Genomic DNA, 15,471 nt, shown 5'->3' with positions numbered 1-15,471 from the left:
CCGTGACAGACCTTTTCTCTAGATAAAATAAAGGAAAGAGGTGAAAGTAGTGACGAAAACTATACCAGTCGTATTCGAAAAAGACGTGCCCTGTCGGCTGCGCGATGGGGTGACATTATACGCAAATGTATATCGTCCAGACCGGGATGGCAGGTATCCTGTATTACTGACAAGACATCCGTACAATAAAAATCTCGCAGATTTTTCTCACCGGTATCTAGATCCTTTCCGCTTGGCAGCGTCCGGTTATGTGGTCATTATCCAAGATGTCCGTGGTCGTTTTTCATCCGAAGGGCAATTTGTTCCATTCATCCATGAAGCAGATGATGGCTACGATGCGGTGGAATGGGCTGCGAATCTACCTTACTGTGATGGCAAGGTAGGTATGTTTGGTTTATCGTATTATGGCTTTACCCAGTTATTTGCTGCGGCGGAATCACCACCTTCCTTAAAAGCGGTCTTTCCCGCTCAGGCCGGAAGCAGCATAAAGGAAGATATGCTGTTTCGGCAAGGTGCATTGAAGTATGGGTTGTTTGCAACATGGATGCTGGATTCGATTGCTCCGGATTTGATTCACAGGGAATGTCCAGATGATTATCCAGCTGCCAGGAAAGAAATAGAGACAGCACTTCACCATATCAATGATTTTTATCATCATGTTCCGCTAATCGAATGGCCGCCTTTGCTGAATCTCGGCCCGGTACTATCTTTGTATCAACAATTTATTACCCAGGAAATATCCAATGTCTCCAAAAGTAAAGCTTCGATAAAACATCGATTGCCTTCTCTTGAACTGCCCGCATATCATCTAGCCGGCTGGTATGATTGTTTTCTCGGCTCTACATTGGAAAATTACCAGGAAATGTGCAAAGCCGGGGAAGAGCAGTGCTTAATCATCGGTCCATGGGGACACGGAGATTTTTCTGCTGTTCAAGGGGAACGTTTCTTTGGAGCCCATAGTGCCGGAGATTGGATGAATGAAAAGCGAGACATTACTTCCTTGCATTTGGAATGGTTTGACAAAAAGCTGAAGACCGCCACTTCTGCTTCTGGGAGAGAAGGTGCGCCGGTTCAATTATTTGTGATGGGCATTGATGAATGGCGTGAAGAAAAAGAATGGCCGCTTGCACGGACCCGCTATACCCCTTATTATCTCCACAGCAATGGAAAAGCAGGGGTGAAAACTGGAACCCTCTCACCCATGAAACCTGGAGCTGAGCCGCCGGACCATTTCATTTATGATCCGGCCAATCCGGTACCAACCTTGGGGGGGAACGGCTTGTTTTATAAGGGACAGAATACAGGGCCTTGCGACCAGAGGAGAATAGAAGCAAGGTCTGATGTGCTTGTTTATACATCCGAAGAATTGAAGGAGCCTTTAGAGGTGACAGGCCCGATAGAGGTGGTGATATGGGCAGCAACCGATGCTGTCTCAACTGACTTTACCGCAAAACTAGTCGACGTTTGTCCAGACGGGAAGAGTTATAATATAACAGATGGTATTGTCCGGGGTGAACCAATCCCTGAGCGTATGACCGATGCCGTTTGTTATCGGTTGGATCTATGGGCGACAAGCAATGTCTTTCTTCCGGGTCATTCTCTTCGCGTGGAAATTTCGTCGAGCAATTTTCCACGTTATGATGTCAACCCCAATACAGGGAATTCAACAATAGATTCTGAAGCAATGCTTCCGGCCAGTCAGACCATTTACCATGACGAAGATCATCCATCCTACATTTTACTACCTGTCATTCCAACTTAAATATAACGGCAGCTGAATATGCTCAGCTGCCGTTTATTATCCCTATTTTTTGTTTTTCTTGCCTTGGTTTATACGACCAATGCCTAGCTCACGGGACTCCCGGTACAATGATTTGACAAAGCTTGCTGTCATCAGAAGCATGATAATCGAGAACGGCAAGGCTGCAATGATCATCGTGTTTTGCAGTGCCTGTAAACCGCCGGTGTATAAGAGTGCCAGTGCAGTAGCTGAAAGCAATACACCCCATGTAAGCTTGATGAAGTGTCCTGGATTCTGGGAACCGCCTGTCGTCATCATACCCAGTACGAACGTCCCGGAGTCTGCTGAAGTAATAAAGAACGTACCAATCAGAATCATGGCGATGATCGAAGCGACCATACCGAACGGATAGTTGGAAAAAACCCCGAATAGAGATTCTTCTGTGGCCAACTCGGAAATGTTGGCTATTCCTTCATGCTCCAGTGAAATAGCTGTTCCTCCGAAAGTAGCGAACCAAAGAAATCCAATTACGGATGGGACAAGCAATACAGTGAACACAAACTCCCGTATGCTGCGTCCTCTGGATACACGAGCAATAAAAATACCGACGAACGGAGACCAGGCAATCCACCATGCCCAGTAAAAGATGGTCCAATCATTGATCCATTGTCGGATATCCGGGTCAAGTGGTGCAATGCGGAAGCTCATCCCTGGTAAATGCTGCACATAAGATCCTAACGTGTTGGTAAATATGTTCAACAAGAATAATGTCGGTCCCATTACGAAAATCATACCAAACAAAATAACAGCTAGTACCATGTTGGCATTACTCAGGTAACGTATTCCTTTGCTGAGACCTGTCCAAGCCGAAATCATGAACAGCACCGTAACGATTGCTACAATAATAAACTGTATGATGATATTTACAGGTATATTGAATAAGTAAGATAAACCGCCGTTTATTTGGACAGCGCCAAATCCCAGTGTAGTCGCAACCCCCATAACAGTGGCGATAACAGCAAGAATATCGATAACCCTTCCGGTATTTCCTTCAGCTGTTTTTCCAATCAACGGCTGTAAAGTCGAGCTGACTAGTCCTGAGCGATCATGTCGAAAATTGAAATAGGCTAGCACAAGGGCAACAATTCCATAGATGGCCCAAGCGTGAATTCCCCAATGGAAAAACGTAAAACGAAGGGCATCTTTAATTCCCTGCTGTGTGCCTATTTCTCCAGTCGGTGAGCTGGTGGCATAGTGACTGATCGGTTCTGCTGTTCCCCAGAATACCAATCCGATCCCCATTCCGGCACTGAACAGCATGGCTATCCAGGTTGCTCTGGAGAATTCCGGTTTGTCATCCGGTTTGCCAAGTTTGATTCTGCCTACAGGGCTGATTAATAGAACTAAACAAACAATCACGAACAAGGTTACAACGATTAAGTAATACCAGCCAAATTTGTTGGCGATAAAGGCTTGAATATTGGTGGTGGCTGTTTCCAATCCGTCAGGCCACGCCACACCTAAAATGACTAAAACTAACATAACTCCAGCGGATACTTTAAATACTGGTGTGAATTTCTTCCACATTCTGTTCTAGCTCCTTCCTTGAACCAAAGTTTAAAAAAGAGTATGCAATACTTCACGAAGGCACTCTAATAGACTGTACCCTTGTGGCAAGAGAAAAAACGGAAAATGTGTCCCTAAAAAAATTAAAAAAAGATGACTGGATAAATACAGCCTGCTATGTTGTACCATTTCATTTATATTTAGCATTAAATCTGTTTTTATAATTCGCTTTTATGTTTCTGTTAGATACTTTCTTTCTGCAGTTCCGGCTTGGCATGGGAAACAACAGTTTACAGGATAAGGAGAGGCATATTTAAAATGTGTATAAAAAACAGAAATTACATCTTTCTTCCAATGGTGAAAAGGAGAAATGAATGGTAAAATGCAGCTTTGAGGGGGAATTGGATTGAAAAAGAAATGTTTATATTTTATTGCCATCCTGTTATTGCTGCTTTTAGGAGGATGCGGTACGGGGGAGCAGGATTCCGCTTCTATAGACAAACAGGATAACCAGCAAACAGAAGAAACCCAGGATAAGCCAGAACCATCTTCAAATGAAACAGACACTGAACAAGAAAATTCAGAAAAGGAAGCAGTTGCTGAAGAAACCGACACAGGTTCAGGTTCCCTTCCGGAAATGCAGGTGCATTTTATTGATGTAGGCCAGGCGGACGCAACGCTGTTTTCATTTGGTTCTTATAAGATATTGCTCGATGCTGGAGACTGGGATAACCATGATGTAGTCGACTATTTACATTCCCAAGGCATTTCTCAAATCGACATCGCCATCGGAACACATCCTGACGCTGATCATATTGGCCAACTTGATAAAGTGATCAATCAGTTTGAAGTTGGCGAAGTATGGATGTCTGGAAACACAAGTACATCGGACACATATCAACGGGTCATGGAAGCAATCGACTCCAACCAAGCAGGTTATGAAGAACCGCGTTTAGGAGATCGGTACGATGTTGGTGATTTACAGGTTGAGGTTCTTTATCCTGCCTCGATTTCCGGAGAGACGAATCAGGAATCGCTTGCTTTTAAGATGTCCTATGGAGATATTGATTTCATTTTTACCGGCGATGCGGAAAAGGCACAGGAACAGGAAATGATCGACAGTGCAATCAATCTGGACGCGGAGATTCTGCAGTTGGGTCACCACGGTTCCGATACGTCAACCAGCCAAACTTTTTTGGAAGCCGTTTCTCCTGAATTGGCCATTTATAGTGCAGATGCCGATAATCAATATGGACATCCACATGAGGAAGTGATAGACCGAGTCAGGAATGTAGGGGCGGAGTTATACGGAACCGATGCACATGGTACTATCATGGTGACAACGGATGGAAAATCCTATCAAGTGACCACTCATGAAAATGGAGAAATCAAAGCAGGGCAGTCTAATCAGCAGGAGCAAACAGTGGAAAAAGAGACGGAGTCAACAGAAGCAGGACAAGACACGAAGGGACAATGCATCGACATTAATAGCGCCGGTTCCGAACAGCTACAGGGAATTATCCATATTGGGGCGGAGCGAGCAAAGGATGTAATCGATCTGCGTCCATTTCAGTCAATCGATGAATTGACAAAAGTCAGTGGCATTGGACCATCCCGACTGAATGACATTAAAGGTCAAGGAATTGCTTGTATAGGAGGATGATTATACATGAAAGGTGTTTTGGACCGTATTGAAGACGAAAAATTTGCTGTTATTCTTGCTGAAGAAGAGGGCAAGGAATTTGTTACTGATAAGAGGCTACTTCCTGAAGGAGCAAAAGTACACGACAGGTTGGAATTTACCGTCCATGAAGGTGACATAGAAAACATTCGTATTGATAAGCAAAAGACGTCAAACCGTCAAGAGAACGCGGAAATGTTAAGGGATCGGATGCGTTCCCGATCAAAAGGAAGTAAATTTAAACGGTAGTAATCGAAATGGGGGAGCTTGAGCAAGCAGCTCAAGCCTGTTTTGTTTTTAACCAGACACGTGCAGAGAAATGACATGGGAAGTGGTTGGAAGCAAGCTTTGATTTTGGCAGACATGGCTATTCCAGCCTTCATGCAAAGTATACTTCCGCTAGATGAAGCGATATTGGACTGAGCCAAATATCCTTCAATCACTGGGTGCATAAAAAACCATCAGCGTATGATAAGAACGCTGATGGTTTTTTATGCAATAGTAGACTGGATTTTTTTCGTCGTTTTATCTACTTCATTAAGTCTCCAACGATTTCATAGGAACGCAGCCGGTCTTCGTGATGGAAGATTTGAGAATTGATGATCAGCTCATCGGCTTCTGTCTCCTTGATGAATTCCTTCAATTTTTGTTTTACTGTTTCCGGACCTCCAATAATAGATGCCGGTGATTCGAGCGTTTTTGCTACGGCTGCCTTTTCATGCGGAGCCCATAAGTCGTCAATGTTTTCCACAGGCGGCTGCAGTCTGGATGGCTGGCCGCGAGTAATGCTCAAAAACTGCTGCTGCTGCGAAGTTGCCAAGTACTGAGCTCGTTCGTCCGTGTCGGCGGCCACGATATTTACGCCTAGCATGGCATACGGTTTGTCCATGTTTGCCGACGGTTGAAAATGATCCCGATAAATTTTCAAAGCAGGAAGGGTGTAATCTGGTGAAAAGTGACTGGCAAATGAAAACGGCAATCCCTTCATTGCAGCCAGTCTGGCACTGAACCCGCTGGATCCAAGCAGCCATATCGGGATATTCAGTCCTGTTCCCGGATAAGCGCGAACCCTCGCCGAAGAATTTTCATCAAAGTAACTTTCTAATTCTTCCACCTGCTGAGGAAAGTCTTCTGGTGTCGTATTCAAGGTGCGTCGAAGAGCATAAGCTGTAGCCTGGTCACTTCCGGGTGCACGGCCCAAGCCAAGGTCAATCCGTCCTGGGTACATGGATTCCAATGTTCCGAACTGTTCGGCGATTACTAAACTCGCATGGTTTGGCAGCATGACACCTCCAGAACCGACTCGGATACGGTCGGTAGCTCCCGCTACATGGCCGATTACTACAGAAGTTGCAGAGCTGGCAATCCCCGGCATGTTATGATGTTCTGCCAGCCAGTAGCGGTTAAATCCCCACTTTTCTACATGCTGAGCCAAATCGACTGTGTTTTTATAGGATTGTCCCGCATTGCTTCCTTCATTGATGGGCGCAAGGTCGAGAACCGACAAGGGTATATTGTTAAAAAAAGTTGCCTGATTGGTTGTCATTACATTCCCACTCCTTTTGTAAATCACTGCCACTAAATCATACGGCTAATCACCAACACCGTCCAATATTCTGTTTCATGGGCAGCTAGATTCGATGGTGGTAGAAGAGGAAGTCAGCATGGAGCAATTAAGATAAACAGGCCATCATTAATCTAGCTATTGTTAAAAAGGATACCTGTTCTAAGGAAGTGATTTATACCAGTTGTATTCTCTTTGGCATGAGGACTGAACCATATACCCTTCATATTAGCATTTTGACAACCGGCAATATCCTTTCTCAGGTCGTCTCCCACAAATATTACTGCTTCCGGTTGGACTTGTAGCTCCTTTAATGCTAATTGAAATATGTGTTTGTCAGGCTTACTGTAACCCACTTCTTCGGAAATGATTACCGTATCAAAGCAGTGGTTGAAACCGGTAGTAATTATTTTTGCTTCGCTGCGTCGTACCGTTTGTGATAATAGCAACTTCCACATGTTCCTTTAATGTATTTATGATATTTATAGCAGTTTGAAAGCATTCACTACTATCTATTTTAAAATAAACATAAAATGACAGCTGATTATTTGGATCTTAATAAATAAAGAAGCGGACCCGGAGTTCCGCTTCCATATTAAAATCAATCTGATTCATCCATTTTTAAAATGATTTTACCAATGTTTTGATTGCTTTCCATGCGGCGGTGTGCATCCTGGACCTCTTCCATTGGAAAAACCTTATCAATGATTGGTTTTAATTTATTTTGTTCAAACAAAGGCAGTGCTCTTCCTGCAAAGTCGGCTGTAAGTTCAGCTTTATAGTGATCAGACCTTGGCGTAAGCAGAGTGGCTTTCCATTGAACCCGTTTGCTCATCAATTCCATTAAGTTAATGTTTTCCAGATGCGCGCCACCTAACAAGCCTATTAAGATCCACCGGCCATCGGTTTGAATGCTGTTCAGGTTTTTCCGGTAATACGAAGCACCGATGAAATCAAGGATGACTGCCGCCCCATACTGGTCGGTGGCGGCCAGCACTTCTTTGTCAAAGTCCTGCTCTTTATAGTTGATGGTGGTGTCAGCGCCTAACGACTTACAAAAATCGAGCTTTTGGCTGGAACCTGCAGTTGTAAGGATATGAGCGTCCGCAAGCTGCCTGGCCAATTGAATTGCGGCGGTTCCGACTCCACTCCCGCCTGCGTGGATCAGGACGGTTTCTTTATCCTTCAGTTCTCCCAGCCAGAATAATGTTTGGTAAGCGGTTAAAAACACTTCTGGTATTGCTGCTGCTTCTTCGAACGAGAGGTTGTCAGGAATGATCATTGCCCGGTCTGCAGGCATAACAGCGTATTCCGCATAACCTCCGCCATTTACCAATCCCATTACCTTCGTACCGGGCTTGATTCCTGTATCATTTCCGGCTGACTCGACTATACCTGCTACTTCAATACCTAACACGTCAAAATCTAAATAACCGGAAGAGGTCTGACGATTGATAATATCGGTTCGGTTGATGGCTGCTGCTTTTACCTTGATCAACAATTCACCGGATTTCAGTTCCGGTTTTGGACGTTCACTTAGCTGGAGTTGTTCAGCGCCGCCTGGCTGCTTGACTGTAATTACTCTCATTATAAAAACTCCTTTATCTCCAGTATTTAATGGTCTCTATCGTTTTTATCCTATCACAGCCCCCTGCCAACGGGAAAAATTTGAACCGGCTGGATATAGATTCACAAGCATAGACGGGCCTTATGCGATATATAAATGTAGAAATGACTATTTGGAGGGAGGTCCTGGATGAACAGCAATCAAGAAGTAGCATTAAGCGATATCCGTCTGGCCCAAAACCGAATTTCTAAACTCATCGGAAAAACTCCGCTTCTTAAAGCACCTGCACTTTCGGAGCATGCAGGGATTGAGGCGTATTTGAAATTAGAAACAATCAATCAAGTTGGTTCCTTTAAAATCCGGGGAGCAGCCAACAAAATGCTGCAGCTTACAGAGATACAGCGCCGGAAGGGGGTCACCACCTATTCGACCGGCAACCATGGCATGGCTGTTGCGTTTATCGCACGGGAGCTGTCCATACCGGCGGTGATTTGTATCTCCAACCGTGTGCCACATGTGAAGGTAGCTGCGCTTCAAAGACTGGGAGCAAAGATTGAGATAGTTGGCGATGGGCAGGATGATGCAGCGAGACGTTGTCAACAGTTACAGGAGCAAGATGGTCTGACGATTATACCGCCGTTCGATGACCGGGATATAATAGCGGGACAGGGGACGATTGCTTTGGAACTATTAGAAGATTTACCGGGACTGGAGGAGGTGGTCATTCCTGTATCGGGAGGAGGATTGATAGCCGGGATAGGGTTTGTGTTGAAACAACTAAAACCAGATGTCCGGGTAACAGGTGTATCCATCGAGGCGGCATCAGCGATGCATGAGAGCCTTAGAGAGGGAAGACCCATCGATATACCGGAAAAAAACACGATAGCGGATAGTTTACTGGGAGGAATCAATCTGGATAATCATTATACTTTTAAGATGGTACAGCAATACATGGATCAGATGATTCTTCTTTCGGATCGGAATATTGTCCAAGCGATGACGTTCCTGCTGGAACAAGAACGGATCGTTGCAGAGGGTGCCGGAGCGGCTGGAGTTGCTGCCGTGTTAACCGAACCGTCTGCCGTGAAACAATCTACTGCTATCCTTATCACCGGAAATAATCTCGATTGGCAGCAATTTTTCACAGCAAGGGAGGAGGAACAGGGATGATTGTATGTACGGAAGCACAAATAAGAGCGCATATTCAACAGAATTTTCAAATAGTGAAAGCAATGGAGACAGGATTCTCCCGCCATTCTGCAGGGGAAGTGACCATGCCGTCTATCATGCGGATCGATTTTCCTGAACAGCATGGGGAAATAGATATTAAATCCGCTTATGTACACGGTTTGAATCAGTTTGCGGTAAAAATGTCGACTGGGTTCTTTAAAAACCAACGATTAGGACTACCGAGCGGGAATGGGATGATGCTAGTATTTAGTGCGGAAACAGGCATACCACTTGCAGTGCTGCTGGATAATGGCTATCTAACCCATTTACGTACAGCAGCTGCAGGAGCTGTTGCGGCAAATTTTTTAGCAAATGAGACGGTGGAGGCAGTAGGATTGATCGGGACCGGTGCCCAGTCACGCTACCAGCTCGAAGCATTACAGCTAGTCCGACAGTTTCCTAAACTGTATGTCCATGGACGGAAGGTTGACAATGTGCGCAAATTTATAACAGATATCAGGGGCATATACAGTGGGGAAGTGATTGTCTGCGAATCAGCGGAAGAGCTAGTACGGAATAGCGGTCTTGTGATAACAACCACTCCGGCAGAATCTCCGTTGATTCAGGCAGAATGGCTGCATCCGGGCCTGCACATTACAGCGATAGGAGCGGACGCCGAACATAAGAACGAACTTGATCCAGCAATTTTTAGTAAAGCGGATAGAATTGTCTGTGACAGCAAATCACAATGTAGCCGCCTAGGAGAGCTTCATCATGCTTATGAAGCAAATATTCTGGACGCTCAAACTCCTGTCGAAGAAATAGGAGCGATAGTCTCCGAAGCGAAGCCGGACCGGCGGGAGAAGGACTCCATCACGGTTTGTGATTTAACAGGTACTGGTGTGCAAGACACGATGATTGCTGCTTATGCCTATGAATTGCTAAGCAAAAGCAACGCAGGTACGGTGTATTGAAAATGGAAGGCGGGGAGCAGGGCGTGTTTACTAAGGAAGAATATAAAGAACGTGTGAAGCGTACCAAGGAACAGATGGCAATCGACGGTATTGAAGTCCTCCTGATCACAAATCCATCCAACATGAATTATCTGACCGGGTATAATGCGTGGTCTTTTTATGTACACCAAATGGTCGTTGTCCTTCCTGACGAGGAAGAGCCTCGTTGGATTGGCCGTAAGCAGGATGCAAATGCAGCGAAAGAAACGACCTGGCTTCAACATCAGCATATTTTATTTTATAACGATGATTATATTCAGTCACCGATTCTGCATCCAATGGACGCAATTGCCCGTGTTCTGGATAAGATGGGAAAAGGGAACCGCCGAATCGGTGTGGAAATGGAAAACTATTATTTCACCGCAAAATCGTTGAAACAACTGGAAAGAGGGCTCCCCAACGCAGTATTCCTCGATGCTACGCTTCTGATCAATTATTTACGGATGGTCAAGTCGGACAAAGAAATCACCATGATGAAAAAAGCGGCAATGATTGCCGGGCAGGCAATGGAAAAGGCAGTAGAAGCCATCAAGCCTGGCCGGAGGGAAAATGATGCGGTTGCCGACATCTATCATGCTCAAATCAGCGGTACTGCAAGTTTCGGAGGGGACTATCCTGCGATCGTACCGCTCCTTCCTGCAGGTAAAAGGACATCTTCCCCGCACATCACCTGGTCAGATCGCGCTTATCAGAAAAACGATACGGTGATTGTTGAATTAGCAGGCTGTTATCAACGCTATCACGCTCCATTGGCGCGGACAGTTAACCTTGGAAGCCCAACGGATAAAGTGAAAAATTTAGCCGAGGTGGTTGTCGAAGGTTTGAATGAGGCCCTGCATGCAGTGAAACCGGGATTGACCTGTGAGGAAATAGAGGAAGTTTGGCGGAAATCAATCGCAAAGTATGGTTTTCTCAAGGATTCGCGAATCGGTTATTCTGTCGGACTAAGTTATCCACCTGATTGGGGCGAGCATACAGCAAGTATCCGCGCCGGGGACAAGACAATACTTCGGCCAAACATGACATTTCATATGATTCCCGGAATTTGGTTTGACAGCTATGGAGTCGAAATCAGTGAGACGTTTCAGGTTACCGAAACAGGATGTGCTGCGTTGACGGACTTTCCCAGAAAACTTTTCGTGAAGTAAATGAAGGATGTTAGCTCCTTGGGCTAAGGGGACAGAAATTGGCAAAGTGACAAATGAAAGTATAAAGCAATTCTTATAAACAGAAGCGAGCCTGCATACAGCTCGCTTCTGTTTTACATGTTTAATTCCGTTTTTTTCTCTAACGGTTTGATATATTTTTTCAATAACCGTCGAGAAATAGGGCCGACAATCAGTAACTGTGATGGTAACGCGACAAGAAAATTCAAACCGACTAACTTTAAATAGGCTTTAAATAGGTTACCTTTCACTCCGGCCATGATGGAAGTTAAAATAAGTCCGTACCCTGACATAATCAGGACCATAACAGGAACCATGCAAAAAGCGATGGCTACTATTATGTTACTTTCTTTCGTTTTATCATAAGGTAATGATAGTGCTGCTTTACGCGCTGCCGTTCCCACTAATGATTCAGCGAAGAAGGCAACGGAGAAAGTTATCAAAAATTGTATCGCCATGGAACCCGGTGTTACAGAAGAAAATCCATGCAATGCTGTATTGTAGAGGGTCATAATGCACACCATTCCAAAACACATAAATAATCCGAAAATAATACCCTCTTTCTTATTGCTAGGCAAATAGATCATCCTCCTTTAGTCATAGATGATATTATATCGACCTTCCAGCTTTTACATAAGTGACAATTTTGTGACATTATTGCGAGACTACAATTGTTGTCTAGAAAACAAACCAATAGTTTAAATAGAGAAGGGGATAAAGTGAAGTTTGTTGACCTATGCTAACAGTGCTTTTCTTTCTTCCTTCCTTAAGTTGAAATAAAACCATAAGGTGTTATAATTAAAGTGAAACCAAATGGTTATATATTGAGGGGGTTATCGAGAAATTGAAAAAAGTGTCGGACATTAAACAATCGGTTTTACTAAACGCGCCGATTGAAAAAGTATGGAAAATCGTTACGTCTGCTGAAGGTTTGGAGTCTTGGTTTATGCCTAATGATATGAAAGCAATACCGGGTAAGGAATTTCACGTCCAGTCACCATTCGGTTCCTCTCCATGTAAAGTCTTAGAGGTAGAAGAGCCGAACTTCTTTTCTTTTGCATGGGATACGGAGGGATGGATTGTTTCGTTTTATTTAAAGGAAAAGGATGGGAAAACAGAGTTCACGCTGGTACATAGTGGTTGGAAGGAACCGGATGCTATATTACCGAAAGCCAATGAAAAAAGTTATGTGATTCGCGAACGGATGAACAATGGGTGGAGAAATCTTGTTACAAACCGGCTGCGAGAGGCAGTGGAAGAATAAGTGGCTGCTGAAAAACATGATGTGTTTCAGGCTATTGCGGATCCTACTCGCAGGCAGGTTTTACAGCTGCTTGTTGAACAAGATTTACCTATTTCAGAAATTGCTTCTCATTTTCAAATTAGCCGCACAGCTGTTGTGAAGCATCTTGGTGTGTTAACGGAAGCAGGTCTCGTAGACAGTGAGAAAATAGGCAGAGAGAAGCGTTACCATCTTCGGCCAGAACCACTTTCCGAGGTAAAGGACTGGCTTGGGTTCTACGAACAATTCTGGGAAAACAAGCTGACAAGACTGAAGCACGTGTTGGAAGCAGAAGAGGGACGAGAATGATTTTTATAGGAATTTAAATAAAGTAGAGGAGATACTCAAGCAGTTGCTAGTTCTCCCGTAGGGTCATCAGTTAACCAAATCGAGTCGAATTGTCATAATTGCAGGTTGTTTAATTGTTGTAAAAAAATGGTATAAACTCCCTTTCCAAGTAAACAATACAGGTAAATAGTTTTTACTTGGAGGGATACCCATGATGGATAAAAGTGATAAGGAAGGAATTTTGCCAAAATTTCCGGACTCCTATTGGCTGGAGCGTTCAAATATTCCGCAATTTTCTCCTTTACAGGAAGATATACAAGTCGATGCCGTTATCGTTGGCGGCGGCATTACTGGAATAACAGCCGCTTATTTGCTCGTCAAGGAAGGATTAAAGGTAGCCTTGCTGGAAGGTGATCGGCTGATGAATGGAACAACCGGCCACACTACCGCGAAAATAACTGCCCAACATAATCTAATCTATGATGAATTGATTCGTCATTTCGGAGAAGAGGCAGCGAAGCATTATTACGAAGCCAACACAGATGCACTGGAATTTATTGCTGAAACGGTAAAAGAACATGATATTGATTGCGGATTCATCCGGCAAGAAGCATATTTGTATGCAACGACAACTGAATATGCCAATAAATTGGAAAAAGAGTACGAGGCATATCAAAAACTGGGGATTAGTGGCGAGTTACAAAATGAAATTCCGTTTGATCAAAAAGTAGAAAATGTTCTATCGATGAAAAATCAGGCACAGTATCATCCGTTGCAATATCTAATCAAGCTTGTAGAAACAATTGATAAATCAGGCGGGCAGATTTATGAAAAGACAACTGCTGTGAATGTAGAACATACCGATAAGGGTACCGCTGTATTGACAAGAGGTGGTTTGCGTGTGGTAGGGAAACATGTTTTGGCCTGTACGCATTTTCCTTTTTATGAGGGAGCGGGGCTGTACTCGACAAGGATGTATGCAGATCGTTCCTATTTAATGGCAGTCAAGACGAAACAAGACTATCCTGGGGGCATGTACTTAAGTGTAGATCAGCCAAGCCGTTCTCTCCGCGCTGCAACAGCTGGCAAAGAAAACATTGTTCTTGTCGGAGGGGAAAGCCACAAAACGGGCCAGGGGAAAGATACACTGGAATATTACAAAGCGTTGGCTTCCTTCAGCGATGAAGTATTGCATTCAAACGATATCCTTTACCGCTGGTCGGCTCAGGACTTGACGACCTTGGATAAAATCCCCTATATAGGCGAGGTGACTGCAGGGCAGCCGAATGTGTTGATTGCGACAGGTTACCGTAAATGGGGCATGACAAGTGGGACCGCAGCAGCAAGACTGCTAAGAGATATCGTGATGGATAGACAATCCCCATATCGGGCCTTATTTGCTCCGTCACGTTTCCAGGCCGATCCTAGCGCAAGAAAATTTGTGAAAGAAAATATAGACGTAGCCAAGCACCTAATCAAGGGCAAGCTTACATTGCCTGTTCAAAGAATCCACGACTTATCCAGGGACCAGGGGGCGGCTGTCACGATTAAAGGGAAACGGAAAGGTGCATATCGTGATGAAGAAGGAAAAATGCACGTTGTTGATACAACCTGTACCCATATGGGTTGTGAGGTGAATTGGAACCATGGGGACCGGACGTGGGATTGTCCGTGCCATGGATCCAGATTTTCTTTTACTGGAGAAGTGGTCGAAGGACCAGCCGAAAAGCCACTTCAAAAAGATGAACATACCTTTTTCGATAATATTTTCTCGGAGGATTCAGGTTACTGATGTTGAAGTCTGCGAAAGGGAAAAGGGATCGCCTAAATGGCGATCCCTTTTATTCGTGCTGTTGCATACTGTTTAGATTCTTATCTTAAAAAGGCGCTTAATCAGCCAATTTTAACGCTGCTTTAGAAGTCTTTAGGTCTACCTCAAGCTGTTCTTCCAAATCACTTGGATGATAATAGCCCTTGTCGATCATATAATGGCTTATTTTTTCATGGGCTTCAATTGCATAGTTCAACTGTGTACGTAAAACATCTCTTACTTCCGGAGTTGCTGCCTCGGTCAGCGCAAAAGTCATATTCCGGACAGCCGATTTAGTTGTAATTAAAAAATCAGTAGCAATAACTTGATCTGTCATTCCGCTCAACCCTGCCACTTTTTGCAGCATATTTGTCATGTCAATTCCTCCTCTCTTGTTTTAACAGCTGATTCAATTGTTCTACATGCATTTTCCCTTCACTTACATCCGTTTCCAAAATCGACTTCAGCTGATCACATCCTACCAGCCCGTGCATGGTGGCCGACTTTGTCAGGCACAAATTTTTGAAGGTGAGTATTTCATGAAGTTCTAATCGTTCATGGAGCGCTAATTGATCCGACATTTACTCACATCCCATCGTCTGCTTTTTTTTTAGATTGCTTCC

At 44.2% G+C, this 15,471-nt stretch carries 15 protein-coding genes and 1 pseudogene; 9 read left to right on the top strand and 7 right to left on the bottom strand.

Annotation, left to right across the window (positions count from 1 at the left end; genetic code table 11):
- Window positions 1-49 precede the first annotated feature (49 nt).
- Complete coding sequence (locus tag BLR82_RS04655; protein ID WP_083334703.1) at window positions 50-1,762, top strand: CocE/NonD family hydrolase; 1,713 nt, start codon at window positions 50-52, stop codon at window positions 1,760-1,762.
- A gap of 42 nt (window positions 1,763-1,804) precedes the next feature.
- On the opposite strand, the gene BLR82_RS04650 is transcribed toward BLR82_RS04655, so the two are convergent.
- Window positions 1,805-3,328 carry a glycine betaine uptake BCCT transporter gene (locus BLR82_RS04650; protein WP_074597806.1) on the bottom strand — a complete coding sequence of 508 codons (1,524 nt, stop codon included), beginning with the start codon at window positions 3,326-3,328 and terminating at the stop codon, window positions 1,805-1,807.
- Between the two features lie 385 nt (window positions 3,329-3,713).
- Between BLR82_RS04650 and BLR82_RS04645 the strand changes: the two genes are divergently transcribed.
- Complete coding sequence (locus BLR82_RS04645) at window positions 3,714-4,970, top strand: MBL fold metallo-hydrolase (RefSeq protein WP_074597805.1); 1,257 nt, start codon at window positions 3,714-3,716, stop codon at window positions 4,968-4,970.
- Window positions 4,971-4,976: 6 nt separating this feature from the next.
- Window positions 4,977-5,237 carry a DUF3006 domain-containing protein gene (locus BLR82_RS04640; protein WP_074597804.1) on the top strand — a complete coding sequence of 87 codons (261 nt, stop codon included), beginning with the start codon at window positions 4,977-4,979 and terminating at the stop codon, window positions 5,235-5,237.
- 280 nt (window positions 5,238-5,517) lie between these two features.
- Here BLR82_RS04640 and BLR82_RS04635 read toward each other — a convergent pair whose 3' ends face one another.
- The 3 genes and pseudogenes from BLR82_RS04635 to BLR82_RS04625 form a co-directional block, all read right to left on the bottom strand.
- Complete coding sequence (locus BLR82_RS04635; RefSeq protein WP_074597803.1) at window positions 5,518-6,534, bottom strand: LLM class flavin-dependent oxidoreductase; 1,017 nt, start codon at window positions 6,532-6,534, stop codon at window positions 5,518-5,520.
- A gap of 152 nt (window positions 6,535-6,686) precedes the next feature.
- Window positions 6,687-7,056 (bottom strand): annotated as a pseudogene (locus BLR82_RS04630) (HAD-IA family hydrolase); the annotation flags it as partial.
- Window positions 7,057-7,153: 97 nt separating this feature from the next.
- Window positions 7,154-8,140 (bottom strand): NAD(P)H-quinone oxidoreductase, encoded by a 987-nt coding sequence (locus tag BLR82_RS04625; RefSeq protein WP_074597802.1) that lies wholly within the window; start codon window positions 8,138-8,140, stop codon window positions 7,154-7,156.
- Between the two features lie 168 nt (window positions 8,141-8,308).
- Here BLR82_RS04625 and BLR82_RS04620 point away from each other — a divergent pair, with 168 nt between their 5' ends.
- From BLR82_RS04620 to BLR82_RS04610, 3 genes are read left to right on the top strand one after another with little or no spacing between them, the layout of a single operon-like run.
- Complete coding sequence (locus BLR82_RS04620; protein ID WP_074597801.1) at window positions 8,309-9,289, top strand: pyridoxal-phosphate dependent enzyme; 981 nt, start codon at window positions 8,309-8,311, stop codon at window positions 9,287-9,289.
- Window positions 9,286-10,263 carry a cyclodeaminase gene (locus BLR82_RS04615; protein ID WP_074597800.1) on the top strand — a complete coding sequence of 326 codons (978 nt, stop codon included), beginning with the start codon at window positions 9,286-9,288 and terminating at the stop codon, window positions 10,261-10,263. The genes BLR82_RS04620 and BLR82_RS04615 overlap by 4 nt, the downstream gene beginning before the upstream one ends.
- Window positions 10,264-10,286: 23 nt before the next feature.
- Window positions 10,287-11,450: a M24 family metallopeptidase gene (locus tag BLR82_RS04610; protein ID WP_281242159.1), complete on the top strand. Its 1,164-nt coding sequence runs from the start codon at window positions 10,287-10,289 to the stop codon at window positions 11,448-11,450.
- A gap of 113 nt (window positions 11,451-11,563) precedes the next feature.
- Here BLR82_RS04610 and BLR82_RS04605 read toward each other — a convergent pair whose 3' ends face one another.
- Window positions 11,564-12,055, bottom strand: a complete 492-nt coding sequence (locus BLR82_RS04605; protein WP_245693640.1) for a DUF2798 domain-containing protein — start codon at window positions 12,053-12,055, stop codon at window positions 11,564-11,566.
- A gap of 248 nt (window positions 12,056-12,303) precedes the next feature.
- On the opposite strand from BLR82_RS04605, the gene BLR82_RS04600 reads away from it, so the two are divergent.
- The 3 genes from BLR82_RS04600 (at window position 12,304) to BLR82_RS04590 (ending at window position 14,830) form a co-directional block, all read left to right on the top strand.
- Complete coding sequence (locus tag BLR82_RS04600; protein WP_074597797.1) at window positions 12,304-12,732, top strand: SRPBCC family protein; 429 nt, start codon at window positions 12,304-12,306, stop codon at window positions 12,730-12,732.
- A complete protein-coding gene (locus BLR82_RS04595) occupies window positions 12,733-13,059 on the top strand; it encodes an ArsR/SmtB family transcription factor (protein ID WP_074597796.1) in 327 nt (108 codons plus the stop codon).
- Window positions 13,060-13,249: 190 nt separating this feature from the next.
- Window positions 13,250-14,830, top strand: a complete 1,581-nt coding sequence (locus tag BLR82_RS04590; RefSeq protein WP_425440887.1) for an FAD-dependent oxidoreductase — start codon at window positions 13,250-13,252, stop codon at window positions 14,828-14,830.
- Between the two features lie 97 nt (window positions 14,831-14,927).
- On the opposite strand, the gene BLR82_RS04585 is transcribed toward BLR82_RS04590, so the two are convergent.
- Window positions 14,928-15,224 carry a spore coat protein gene (locus BLR82_RS04585; protein WP_074597795.1) on the bottom strand — a complete coding sequence of 99 codons (297 nt, stop codon included), beginning with the start codon at window positions 15,222-15,224 and terminating at the stop codon, window positions 14,928-14,930.
- A 1-nt stretch (window position 15,225) separates the two neighbouring features.
- Complete coding sequence (locus BLR82_RS04580; RefSeq protein ID WP_074597794.1) at window positions 15,226-15,429, bottom strand: hypothetical protein; 204 nt, start codon at window positions 15,427-15,429, stop codon at window positions 15,226-15,228.
- Window positions 15,430-15,471: the final 42 nt, after the last annotated feature.

Origin of the sequence: Sediminibacillus halophilus (assembly GCF_900103695.1) — a bacterium.
Lineage (GTDB): Bacteria > Bacillota > Bacilli > Bacillales > Amphibacillaceae > Sediminibacillus > Sediminibacillus halophilus.
This window is presented reverse-complemented; position numbering and strand designations above follow the sequence as displayed.